This is a genomic window from Geodermatophilus sp. SYSU D01045, from assembly GCF_054050295.1.
In genome coordinates this window covers 38,389-49,940 of record NZ_JBJGZB010000029.1, presented here as the reverse complement: position 1 = coordinate 49,940, position 11,552 = coordinate 38,389, and the positions used below count along the sequence as shown (strand labels likewise).

Below are 11,552 nucleotides of genomic sequence, written 5' to 3'. Positions count from 1 at the left end.
CCCCCCCCCCCCCCCCCCCCCCCCCCCCCCCCCCCCCCCCCGCCCCCCGCCCCCCCCCCCCCCCCCCCCCCCCCCCCACGACGGGGAGCGGGCTCAGCCCCGGCGGGCGGCGTTGGCCTGGACGGCGGTGCTCACCCACTGCGCCAGGCCCGGCGCCACCTGCTCGTAGGTGGCGGTGAACCGCTCGTCCTCGACGTACATCCGGCCCAGCGCCGCGTGCATCTCCGGCGGGCAGTCGTAGAACCACCGGGAGATCTGTTGCCGCGCCTCCTCGGCGAGGTCCATGCCCTGCGGCGAGTCGGGCGCCACGCCGCCGCGCAGCGCCTCGGCCATCCGCCGGTTGAGGTCCTCGCCCTCCGCCTTGATCCGGACCCAGTCCTCCTTGGTGTAGGCCGCGGTGCGCCGCGCGGACTCGCGGTAGGCGTCCGTGTCGCCCCAGCGCTCCTGGACCTCGGCCTCGTACCGCTCCGGGTCGTGCTCGCCGAACACCTCGAACCGCTCCTCGGGGGTCAGTGCGATCCCCATCTGCCTCGCCTCCATCTCCTTCTCGACGGCCGCGACCATCGCCCGCGTCCGCTCCAGCCGGTCCCGCAGCAGCCGGTGCTGCCGGCGCAGGTGCTCGGCGGGGTCGGCGGACGGGTCGTCCAGCAGGGCCGCGACCTCCTCGAGGGGGAACCCCAGCTCGCGGTAGAGCAGCACCTGGTGCAGCCGGTCCAGGTCCGCCGCCGAGTAGCGGCGGTAGCCGGCCGCGGTGCGTCCCGACGGCGACAGCAGGCCGATCCGGTCGTAGTGGTGCAGCGTGCGCACCGTGACGCCGGCCAGCGCGGCCACCTCGCCCACCTTCATCCCGGGTCCCTCCTCCCTGACGGCGACGAGTGCACAGCCTGACGTCGCGTCAGGGTCAAGCGCGATCGTCGCGTCAGGGCCGAGCGCGATCGTCGCGTCAGGGCCGAGCGTGATCGTCGGACGGCGGGGGAGCGGTGCCTGGGCGAGGATCGCGGCATGGCCGACCAGGACGACAGCGCCCACGAGGAGGTCTCGCCCGAGGACCCCTTCCCCCGGCAGCGGGTGACCGTCCGGGGCACCGAGATGGCCTACGTCGACGTCGGTGAGGGCGACCCGATCGTCTTCCTGCACGGCAACCCGACGTCGTCCTACCTGTGGCGCAACGTCATCCCGCACGTGCAACACCTCGGCCGCTGCATCGCGCCGGACCTCGTCGGCATGGGCGAGTCCGGGAAGCTGCCCGATCCCCGGCGCGGCACCTACTCCTTCGCCACGCACGCCGCGCACCTGGACGACCTGCTGGCCGCCCTCGGCGTCGAGCGCCGGGTCACGTTCGTGCTGCACGACTGGGGCTCGGCCCTGGGCTTCTCGTGGGCGCACCGCCACCCCGAGGCGGTCCGCGGCCTGGCCTTCACCGAGGCGATCGTCACCCCGATGACCTGGGCGGACTGGCCGGCGGACGGCCGGAAGATCTTCCAGGCCATGCGCGGTGAGGACGGCGAGGTCGTCATCCTGGACAAGAACGTCTTCGTCGAGCGGATCCTCCCGGCGTCGACGCTGCACCTGTCCCCGGAGGCGCACGAGCGCTACCGGCAGCCGTTCCGCGAGCGGGAGGACCGCTGGCCGACGCTGGAGTGGCCGCGGCAGATCCCGATCAGCAACGTGCCGCCGGCCGTCCACGACGTCGTCGCCCGGTACGGGCACTGGCTGCGCACCAGCGCCGTCCCGAAGCTGTTCCTCGACGCCGAGCCCGGCTGGCTGCTGACCGGGCGGGCGCGTGGGCTGGTGCGGAAGTGGCCCTCGGTCACCGAGGTCACCGTGCCGGGCTCGCACTTCGTCCCCGAGGACTCGCCGCACGCGATCGGCCGGGCGCTGGCGGACTGGATCCCGACGCTGCCCTGAGCGCCGTGTCGGGTTCGTCCAAGACTGCGCCCGGCCACGGCGGCAGGGTGAGGGCATGGCGATCACCGACGGCCGCCCCGACGGCTACTCCTCCCTGACCCCGTTCCTCGTCTGCTCGCCCGCGGCCGAGGCGATCCGCTTCTACGAGGAGGTCTTCGGCGCGACGACGGTCAGCCGGATGGACGCCCCCGACGGCACCGTGCCGCACGCGGAGCTGCAGTTCCCCGTCGGCCGGCTGCAGCTGGGGGACCCGAACCCGCAGTTCGGGCTGACCGCGCCGACCGGCCAGGCCGAGGACCGGGTCAGCGCCTCGACCTGTGTCTACGTCCCCGACGTCGACGCGGTGGTCGCCGCGGCCGTCGAGCGCGGCGCCACCGTGCGCGAGCAGCCGGCCACCTTCGTCACCGGAGACCGGTTCGCGTCCGTCTACGACCCGTTCGGCCACCGCTGGGCGGTGATGACCCGGGTCGAGGACGTCAGCCCCGAGGAGGCCGAGCGGCGGCTGGCCGAGTGGGCGGCCTCCGGCGCGCTGGGCTGATCCGCCGGCACGCCGGTCAGCGACGGGAGCGCTTGACCTCGTACATCGCCGCGTCGGCGCGGCGCAGCAGGCTGTCGGGGGTGTCGCCCCGCCGGGAGAGCGCGACGCCGGTGCTCGAGCGCAGCGGCGGGCCGCCGTCGGTGGGGGAGGCGAGGGTGGCCGCGATCCGGTCGACCAGGCGCCGGGCGGCGCCCTCGGTGCCGGTGCCGGGGCACAGCACGACGAACTCGTCCCCGCCGATGCGGGCCACCGTGTCGCCCGGGCGCACCGCCGCCCGCAGCGCCGCGGCCATCCGCAGCAGGGCGGCGTCGCCGGCGACGTGGCCGAGGGCGTCGTTGATGCCCTTGAACCCGTCGAGGTCGCAGTAGAGCAGCGCGGCCGCCAGCCCCTCGCGCGCCTGGACCTGCAGGGCCTGCTCGAGCCGGTCCAGCAGCAGCGCCCGGTTGGGGAGGCCGGTGAGGGAGTCGTGCAGGGCGGCCTCGCGCAGCCGGGCCTCGAGCTCGCGCTGGGCGGTCACGTCCATCATCGCGACGACGGCGCCGGTGGGCCGGCCCGCGGCGTCGAGGATCCGCGTGCCCGAGGCGCGCACCACGCGCAGCGGGGCGCCCGACAGGTCGATCGCCATGTCGGCGTCGCGCACCCGCCCCTCGGTCTGGACGCGGGCCAGCGGGACCTCGGCCGGCGTGAGGCGGCGCCCGTCGGGGGTGCTCAGCCCGAAGGCCTCGACGACGTCCTCGGTGAGCCGCCCGCCCTGGACGCGGTCGGCGGAGGCCTCGGGGAGCCCGTGCCACTGCCGGCAGAGCCGGTTGAACAGCGTGATGCGCCCGTCGGCGTCGGCGGCGACGACCCCGACGGGCAGCGCCTCCAGCAGCGCGCGGGTGAACGCCTCGGAGCGGGCGGCGTGCGTCGCGGCGGCCTGGGCCTGGTCGCGGGCGGCGGCGCTGGCGGTGGCGAGGTCGGCGAGCTGGCGGGCCTGCCGGCGCCGCTGGAACAGCGCCACCACGACCGCGGCGAGGTCGGCCAGCCGGTCCCCGGCGCCGGGGGAGAAGGCGTGCGGCTCGGAGTCGAAGACGCACAGGGTGCCGACCGTCGTCCCGTCGACGACCAGCGGCGCACTGGCGTAGGCGCGGACGCGGGCGCGGCGGCCGTCCACCCAGGGGTTGCCCGCGTACCGCGGCTCGGCGGTGAGGTCCGCGTGCACCCGGACCCGCGGGCTCCCGGCGTCCACTCCCGCGCACAGCGACTCCTCGCGCGGCGACGAGCAGCCCAGGAAGCCGTGCGGCACCAGCTGGTGCTGCTCGCAGGCGTCGAGCAGGTTGACCGTCGCGTACCGCACGCCCGCCACGGCGGCGGCGACCCGCACGACGGCGGCCAGCTCGGCGTCCCGGGCGAGCCCGCGGACGTCGAGGTCGGCGCCGGCGAGGACGCCGCGGTCGGGCGGTGTGGAGACGGTCATGCGGCAGGCAACGGCCGCCGCGCCCGTGTTCCGCACCGCCCGGTCCGCGGCGGTCCCCCGATCAGGTGAGGGCGCGGACCGTCTCGACGGCGGCGAACACGGCGAAGACGACGAACAGCCCGGCGGCCACCCGGCGGATGAGCGCCACCGGCAGCCGGTCGGCCAGCGTCTTGCCGAGGAACACCGCCAGCCCGGAGACGGTCAGCAGCGCCGCCCACGCGCCGACGAACACCGACACCGGCGCGTCGAACCGGGCGGCCAGGCCCGCGGTGGCCAGCTGGGACAGGTCGCCCCACTCCGCGGCGAACAGCACGCCGAAGGAGATCGCGGCGGCGCGCAGGAACGACGTCCGCTCCCGGGCGTCGGCCGTCTCCCCGCCGTCCTCGGGCCCCTCGGACGCGCTGCGCCACAGCAGGACCGCCCCGACGAGGAACAGCACCGCCACGACGCCGCTGACCAGCGCCTCCGGCAGCAGCGACAGCAGGCTGCCCGCGGTGACGGCGATGGCGACCTGCAGGCCGAAGGCGGTGCCGACGCCGACGAACACCGGTAGCGGCGGGAACCGGGTGGCGAGGACGAGGCTGGCGAACAGGGTCTTGTCCGGGAGCTCGACCGGCAGGACGAGGGCGAACGCCGTCACGACGACGGACCAGACGATCACGGGTGGGACTCTCTTCCGCTCGGCACGGCCGGGCGGGGGCGCACGCCTCCGACCGGCAGTGCGACGACTGCTCAGGCCGGAGGTCTCGCCCACCCGCGCGGGGCGCGGGCCCGCTGACCGGGCGGCCACCAGGTGGCGCGCCAGCGTGTCGACCAGCGGACGGGGGGCTACTCCCCTCCTCGGCCGACCAGGCTAGTCGACGGGCTCCGGTAAACCCGGTGCGCGTCGGTGTGGGCCTCGTTACCGTCGTCCCGTGCCGTTCCGTTGACGCCCGTCGTCCGCCGCACCGCCGTCGCCCGCCCGGCCGCTGGCCCGCCTGGCCGTGGCCTGGACCGCGCTGTCCGGGCTGGCGCCCGTCTACCCGCTCTACGCGCTGCTGTTCCTCGACACCGGGCTCTCCCCGGCCCAGGTCTCGGGGCTGTTCGCGCTGTGGTCGGTCACCTCCCTGCTCGCCGAGGTGCCCACCGGGGTGCTGGCCGACCGCTGGTCGCGCCGCGGCGCGCTGGTCCTCGCCGGGGTGCTGGAGGCCGCCGGCTTCGTCCTGTGGACCGTGGCGCCGGGGCTGCCCGGCTTCGCCGCCGGGTTCGTCGTGTGGGGCGTGGGCGGCGCGCTGGTCTCCGGCGCCGCCGAGGCGCTGGTCTACGAGGCCCTGGCCGCCGTCGGCGCGGAGGAGGACTTCGTCCGGGTCCAGGGCACGATGACGGCGACCGAACTGCTCGTGCAGGTGCCCACCGCGCTGCTGGCCGGCGTGCTGGTCGAGGCCGGCGGCTACGCGCTGGTCGGCTGGGCGAGCGTCGGCGTGTGCCTCGCCGCCGCGGCGCTGGCCACCCGCTTCCCCGAGACCACCCCCACGCGGGACGCCGATGCCGGGGACGACGACGCCGGTCCGGGCCTGCGCGCCGCCGTCGGTGAGGCGCTGCGCCGGCCGTCCCTGCGGCTGACCGTGGCCGCCGTCGCGCTGCTCGGCGGGCTGGACGCGCTGGAGGAGTACTTCCCGGTCATGGCGCGCGACCACGGCGTGCCCACCGAGCTGGTGCCGGCGGCCGTGCTGGTCGTCGCGCTGGCCGGTGCGGCGGGCGCGGCGCTGGCGGGCCGGCTGGGGCGGCTGCCGTCGCGGTCGCTGCCGGTCCTGCTGGCCGTCTCGGCGGCGCTGCTGGCGGCCGGGGCGCTGACCGGGACGCCCGTCGCGCTGGCCGCCGTCGCGCTCTCCTACGGCCTGTACCTCGCGGTGCTGGTGGTGGGCGAGGCGCGGCTGCAGGAGCAGGCGCCCGGTGCGGCGCGGGCCACGGTCACCTCGGTCGCGGGCCTGGGCATCGAGCTGGCGTCGCTGCTGGTGTTCGGCGCGTGGGCGCTGGGCTCCGCGCTCGCCGTCGCCGTCCTCTTCCTGGCAGTGGTCCCGGTCGTGGCCCGCGGCCTGGTTCGCCGCCCCGTGAGGAGCCATTAGCGCGACGGAGGCGCCTGCTCCGCCTCGCGCGCGAAAGGCGGAAACGGCCGTTCCTGCCGCCCGGGCCCCTACCTCGCGGTGCGCCTCGCGATGCGGGCGGCGAAGACCCCGGCGGCGTGACCGTTGTCGATGTTGCTGACCACGACGCCGGGCGAGGCCGAGTTCAGCATGGTGAGCAGCGCGCCGAACCCGCCGAACGAGCCCGGCTGACCGGTCGAGGTGGGCACCGCGACGATCGGCACGTCGGTCATCGCGCCCACCGTGCCGGCCAGCGAGGCGTCCAGGCCGGCGACCACGACCAGGCAGTCGACGTCGTCGAGCAGGGTGCGGTCGGTGAGCAGCGGCCGCAGCCGGCTGCCGCCCACGTCGTCGACCCGCACCACCTCGGTGCCGGTCACCCGGGCGACGAAGGCGGCCTCGGCGGCCACCGACGCGTCGGCGGTGCTCGCGCACAGGACGCCGACCCGGCCCAGCGGCTCGGGGATCGGCCCGACCGCGGCCGACATCGCCGCGGCGTCGACGGTGGTGGAGCCGTCGTACGCGCCGGCCAGCGCGACCAGCGTGTCGGCGGTGGCCCGGACGACCAGCGCCGGCCGGTCCGGGTGCGCCGCGCGGGTCTCCCGGACCAGGGCCAGCACCTGCTCGGTGGACCGGCCGACCCCCCAGACGACGTCGGGCTCGGCCGGCGCCGGGCGGGCCGGCGCGGCCGGGGGCGGCGGTGCGAGGGCGGGCCGGCCGGGGCCGCCGAGCGACAGGGGCGGGTCGGCCAGCAGCGCGGCGAAGCCGCCGAGCGGGTCCAGCGGCGAGGACTGCACCGGACCCACCTGCACCGACGCGCGCGCCACCGGCGTGGTCGGTGCCGGCGGGGGCTCCGCGGGCGGATCGGGGGCGCGGGTCTGGGTGACCGCCGACAGCCGGACGACGCGGTCGCGGCCGCTGCGCTTGGCGTCGTAGAGGACGCCGTCGGCGGCGGCGAACAGCGTGCGGCGGTCGTCGCCGCGGGTGGCCGAGGCGATGCCGACGCTGATCGTCACCGGCACCGGCAGGCCGAGCGCGGTCCAGTCGTGCGCGGCGACGGCGCGGCGGATCCGCTCCAGCGCCCGCTCGGCCTGCTCAGCGGTGGTGTCCGGCAGCAGGACGACGAACTCGTCGCCGGCCCACCGGCACACCTCGTCGGTGTCGCGGCACCCGGCCAGCAGCAGGTCGGCGACCGCGCGCAGCACCGCGTCGCCGCCGGGGTGCCCGACGGCGTCGTTGATGGCCTTGAACCGGTCGACGTCGACCACCGCCAGCGCCGGCGTGGTGCCCGCGCCGAGCAGCCCGTCCAGCCGCGCCTCGGCGTAGCGCCGGTTGGGCAGGTGGGTGAGCGGGTCCTCGTAGGCCTGGCGGCGCAGCTGCCCGGCGGCCCGCTCGTTCTCCAGCAGGCTCTTGCGCCGGCCGAACAGCTCGACCCAGCGGGTGCGCCGCTCGTCGACCCGGTCGAGCTCGTCGGCGAGGTAGGCCTGCAGGTAGGGCAGCGCGCGGCCGGCGTCGTCGAGCTCGGCGTGCAGCGTGCACAGCTCGCGCAGCGCCGCCCGCCGCAGCCGGGGCAGGCCGTGCTCGGTGGCCAGCGCCAGCGCCCGGGCCAGCTGCTCGTCGGCGCTCCGGCCGTCGCCCTGCCGGCGCAGCGCCCGGCCGAGCCCCAGCAGCGCCGACGCCAGCAGCGCCCGGTCACCGGTGGCACTGGCGGTGCGGACGGCGGCGCGCAGCGGGCCGGCCGCGGCGGCGGACTCGCCCAGCCCGACCAGCGCCCAGCCGTGCACCACCTGCGCGGCGACGACGCCGTCGGCGTCCGGCGGCAGCTGGGCCAGCGCCCGCTCGGCCAGCTCGCGGGCCTCGGCGAAGTGGACCTCGGCGGCCCCGGGCTCGCCGTCGTCGAGCAGCGCCTCGCCCAGCTCCGCGCACAGCTCCCCCAGGCAGGTGGCCGCCCGCGCCACCAGCACGTCGGGGTCGTCGTCGTCCGGGCCGAGCGTGCCCTGCCCGGCGGCCGCGCCGGCCGCCTCCAGGGAGCGGCGCTGGTAGTCCAGGGCCAGCGGCATGAGCTCGAGGTCGGCGAGGACGCCGGCCAGCGTGCCGAGGGTGTCGACGAGCAGCGCGTCGGGCGGGAGCGCGGGGTCGAGCAGGCTGGCCGCCTCGACCGCCTCGTCCATCGCCGCGTCGATCCGCCGCGACAGCAGCTCGATGCGGGCGTGCCGGGCCAGGCCGGCGGCGCGCTGCACGGCGTCGTCGGTGGCGTCGAAGGCGGCCTTGGCCGAGCGCACCAGGGCGATGGCCTCGGCGGCGTGCGCGGCCGACTCCGAGCGCGGGTCGCCGTCGCCGGCGGTCCGGTCGGCGGCGCGGTCGTCGCCGCGCTCGAGCAGGCCCGCGACGCCGGCGTGCAGGTCCAGGGACTCGGTCGCCTCCGGCGCGTCCAGCGGCTCGCCGACCAGGGTGAACCCGGCGACGCGCAGCCGGCGGACCAGCAGCTCGGCGCGCAGGGTGTCGGCCCAGGCGCGGCCGAGGGAGGGCTCACCGTCGCGCCCGGTGGCGGCGCCGGACGGCCCGGCCCCGTAGGGCGTCGAGGGATCGACGACCGACAGCAGCCGCTCGGCGTCGTCGAGCTGCCAGTTGGCGAGGGCGGCGGTCACCCGGTGGTGCAGGGCTCCCGGTGGCACCACCGCACTGTGCACGCCGTCGCGCGGTCCGGCCGGGAACGCGGGCCGGGCGCGCCGTGTGGCGCCGGTCCCGTCGCCCGTCGTGTCACTGGCGTCCCAGGCGCGGCCGGCGCTCACGACGACGTCCCCTCGGCCGCGTCGTCGGCCGCGCCCCCGGCGACCAGGCCCGGCGCGCGCACCCGGTTGCGCCCGCCCCGCTTGGCGGAGAACAGGTGCAGGTCGGCGGTGTCGAACAGCGAGCGCCAGCCCACCGGCGCGGCGTCGTCCTCGGCCGCGGGGGCGGTGGCCACGCCGATGCTCACGGTGATCGGCTCGGGGAGCGCGAGGTCGGCCCAGTCGGCGTCGGCGACGGCGGCGCGCAGCCGCTCGGCGGCGGCGAGGGCCTGGGCCGGGCCGGCCGTGGGCAGGACGACGAGGAACTCGTCCCCGGCCCAGCGGTAGACCTCGTCGCCGACACGGCTGTGCTCGCGCAGCAGCCCGGCCACCCGGCGCAGCACCTCGTCGCCGTGCGAGTGCGAGGTGTCGTCGTTGACCTCCTTGAACCGGTCGACGTCGACGACGGCCAGCGACAGCGGCTCGGCACCCGGCCGCAGCCCGGCCAGCCGGCGCTCGGCGCTGCGCCGGTTGCCCAGGCCGGTCAGCGGGTCCTCGAGCGCGTGCCGGCGCAGCACCGCGGCCTGCCGCTCAACCTCGCGCAGCCGGCTGCGGCGGACGAACATCTCCGCCCACAGCTCCCGGCTGCGCGCGTGCGCCCGGCCGGTGTCGGCGCGGTAGGCGTCCAGCCAGTACAGCGCCTCGGCCGGCCGGCCCATCGCGGCGGTGGCCTGGCCGAGCTCGAGCAGGCACTGCCGGTAACGGCGCCGGTCCGCGGTGGCGGCGAAGGCCCCGGCGGCGTCGACGAGCAGGTCGGCGGCCTCCTCGCCGTGCCCGCCGCCGGTGTGCACCTGCGACAGCCGGGACAGCAGGCGGGACAGCGCCAGGTCGGCGTAGCCGCGCAGCCAGGTGCTGCCGGTGCGGTGCACCCGGCGGTGCGCGCTGCGCAGCGGGCCGAGGGCGTCGTCGAGGTCGTCCCGGCAGGCCAGCGCCCAGGCCTGGACGACGTCGAGCAGGGCGAGGTCACCGGGGTCGGGCTCGACGTCGAGCGCGCGGGCGTCGCCGGCGCAGGCCAGCGCGGCACCGGCCAGCTCGCGGGCCCGCTCGGCCCTCCCGCGGCGGCGCAGCGTCTGGGCCAGCTCGGTGTTCTGCCGGGCGCACAGCTGCAGCAGCTGCCACCGGTCGGCGGGGTCGGGCAGCGCGGCGGCCACCCGGTGCCCGCGCTCGGCCTGCGCGACGGCGAGCTCCTCGAGGTCGAGCGCGGTGAGGGTGAGCGACAGCCACAGGTGCGCCTGGGACAGCGCGCGGGAGGGCTCCTCGGCGGGCGGGGACAGCTGCTCGGCGAGCAGGCTCGCGTCGACGGCGAGCAGCATCGCGGCGTCCGGGTGGTCGGCGGTCGCCTCGACGTGCGCGAGGTAGGCCAGGACCAGGGCCGTCGAGGGCGACGGCGGGCAGGCACCCAGCGCGTCGCGGGCGGCGGCCACCGCGGCGCCGGTGGCCTCGCGGTCGCCGTCGAGCAGGCCGCGGCGGGCGGCCAGCCCGTGCCGCCAGGCCGCCCAGCGGGGGTCGCTCGCGGCGCCGAACGCGGCCTCGGCGTCGTCGAGCCCGTCCCGGAAGGCGTCGGCGTCCTCCCGGCTGCTCGCGCTCAGCAGGCGCCGCAGCGCAGCGTCGAGATCACCGTCGGTGACGGGAGCGGGGCCGGGGGTCACGCATCCCTCCTCCTCGACGCCGGGCGACCGGCCGCACGGACCGGCGGCGAGGCGGTTCCCCCCGGACCCGGACTGTGCCCCGGCCCGACCGCACTACCCTCGTCGGGTGCCCCAGACGCCTCCGACGCGGTTCGCCTACCTCGGGCCCGAGGGTACCTTCGCCGAAGCTGCGCTGAGCAGCGCCGTTGCCCCCGGGGAGGGAGTGCGGCAGCCCGCGGCCAGCGTGCCCGCCGCGCTGGCGGCGGTCCGGGCCGGGGACGCCGACGCCGCCCTCGTGCCGCTGGAGAACTCGGTCGAGGGCTCGGTGCCGGCCACGATGGACGGCCTGGCCGACGGCGACCCGCTGGTCATCACCCGCGAGGTGTTCCTCCCCGTCTCCTTCGTCCTCGCCGCCCGGCCCGGCACCCGGCTCGGCGACGTCCGCGCGGTGGTCAGCCACCCGCACGCGCTGGCGCAGACGGCGCGCACGCTGGCCGAGCGGCTGCCCGGCGTCCCGACCCTGCCGGCCTCCTCCACGGCCGCCGCGGCCCGGGCGGTCGCCGAGGGTGAGCAGGACGCCGCGGTGTGCGCGCCGATCGCCGCCGAGCGGTACGGGCTGGTCCCGCTGGCCGACGACGTCGCCGACTTCCCCGGCGCGGTCACCCGCTTCGTGCTCGTGTCCCGTCCCGGGGCGCTGCCGGAGCCGACCGGCGACGACAAGACCTCGCTGGTCGCCGTCGTCGCCGACCGCACCGGCGCGCTGCTCGACGTGCTGCGCGAGTTCGCCGTCCGCGGGATCAGCCTCACCCGCATCGAGTCCCGGCCCACCCGCGACCGGCTGTGGGTCTACTCGTTCTCGCTGGACTGCGAGGGGCACGTCGCCGAGGCGCGGGTGGGGGAGGCGCTGGCCGCCCTGCACCGGGTCTGCGAGGACGTGCGCTTCCTCGGCTCCTACCCGCGCGCCGACGGCCGCACCAACCGGCCGGTGCCCGCCGAGGCCGCCGACGCCGCGTTCACCGACGCGGGCGAGTGGCTCGCCCGCCTGCGCGCCGGCCGGGTCTGACGGAGGGC

At 77.8% G+C, this 11,552-nt stretch carries 9 protein-coding genes; 4 read left to right on the top strand and 5 right to left on the bottom strand.

Features of this window, described 5'->3' with window-relative positions:
• Window positions 1-93 precede the first annotated feature (93 nt).
• Entirely contained in the window at window positions 94-846 is a 753-nt protein-coding gene (locus tag ACI798_RS19780) for a MerR family transcriptional regulator (RefSeq protein ID WP_456941469.1), read from the bottom strand.
• 156 nt (window positions 847-1,002) lie between these two features.
• Between ACI798_RS19780 and ACI798_RS19775 the strand changes: the two genes are divergently transcribed.
• Window positions 1,003-1,908, top strand: coding sequence for a haloalkane dehalogenase (locus ACI798_RS19775; protein WP_457048735.1), 906 nt, complete (start codon window positions 1,003-1,005; stop codon window positions 1,906-1,908).
• 55 nt (window positions 1,909-1,963) lie between these two features.
• Window positions 1,964-2,446, top strand: a complete 483-nt coding sequence (locus ACI798_RS19770) for a VOC family protein (RefSeq protein ID WP_456941467.1) — start codon at window positions 1,964-1,966, stop codon at window positions 2,444-2,446.
• A 16-nt stretch (window positions 2,447-2,462) separates the two neighbouring features.
• On the opposite strand, the gene ACI798_RS19765 is transcribed toward ACI798_RS19770, so the two are convergent.
• Together ACI798_RS19765 and ACI798_RS19760 are read right to left on the bottom strand one after the other, a co-directional pair.
• Window positions 2,463-3,902: a diguanylate cyclase domain-containing protein gene (locus tag ACI798_RS19765; protein ID WP_457048734.1), complete on the bottom strand. Its 1,440-nt coding sequence runs from the start codon at window positions 3,900-3,902 to the stop codon at window positions 2,463-2,465.
• Window positions 3,903-3,963: 61 nt separating this feature from the next.
• Window positions 3,964-4,563 (bottom strand): TMEM165/GDT1 family protein, encoded by a 600-nt coding sequence (locus tag ACI798_RS19760; protein ID WP_456941465.1) that lies wholly within the window; start codon window positions 4,561-4,563, stop codon window positions 3,964-3,966.
• Between the two features lie 322 nt (window positions 4,564-4,885).
• Between ACI798_RS19760 and ACI798_RS19755 the strand changes: the two genes are divergently transcribed.
• On the top strand, window positions 4,886-6,007 hold the full coding sequence (locus ACI798_RS19755) for an MFS transporter (protein ID WP_457048733.1): 1,122 nt from the start codon (window positions 4,886-4,888) through the stop codon (window positions 6,005-6,007).
• 68 nt (window positions 6,008-6,075) lie between these two features.
• Here ACI798_RS19755 and ACI798_RS19750 read toward each other — a convergent pair whose 3' ends face one another.
• Both ACI798_RS19750 and ACI798_RS19745 read right to left on the bottom strand, forming a co-directional pair.
• Window positions 6,076-8,700 (bottom strand): diguanylate cyclase domain-containing protein, encoded by a 2,625-nt coding sequence (locus ACI798_RS19750; protein WP_457048732.1) that lies wholly within the window; start codon window positions 8,698-8,700, stop codon window positions 6,076-6,078.
• A gap of 113 nt (window positions 8,701-8,813) precedes the next feature.
• Window positions 8,814-10,502 carry a diguanylate cyclase gene (locus ACI798_RS19745; RefSeq protein WP_457048731.1) on the bottom strand — a complete coding sequence of 563 codons (1,689 nt, stop codon included), beginning with the start codon at window positions 10,500-10,502 and terminating at the stop codon, window positions 8,814-8,816.
• 106 nt (window positions 10,503-10,608) lie between these two features.
• On the opposite strand from ACI798_RS19745, the gene pheA reads away from it, so the two are divergent.
• Window positions 10,609-11,544, top strand: a complete 936-nt coding sequence (pheA, locus tag ACI798_RS19740) for a prephenate dehydratase (RefSeq protein ID WP_457048730.1) — start codon at window positions 10,609-10,611, stop codon at window positions 11,542-11,544.
• Window positions 11,545-11,552: the final 8 nt, after the last annotated feature.

What these genes read in the sequence shown, in the direction of transcription:
- ACI798_RS19770 (WP_456941467.1), top strand. Translation starts at nt 1,964, where the DNA reads ATGGCGATCACCGACGGCCGCCCCGACGGCTACTCCTCCCTGACCCCG.
- ACI798_RS19775 (WP_457048735.1), top strand. Translation starts at nt 1,003, where the DNA reads ATGGCCGACCAGGACGACAGCGCCCACGAGGAGGTCTCGCCCGAGGAC.
- ACI798_RS19780 (WP_456941469.1), bottom strand. Translation starts at nt 846, where the DNA reads ATGAAGGTGGGCGAGGTGGCCGCGCTGGCCGGCGTCACGGTGCGCACG.
- ACI798_RS19765 (WP_457048734.1), bottom strand. Translation starts at nt 3,902, where the DNA reads ATGACCGTCTCCACACCGCCCGACCGCGGCGTCCTCGCCGGCGCCGAC.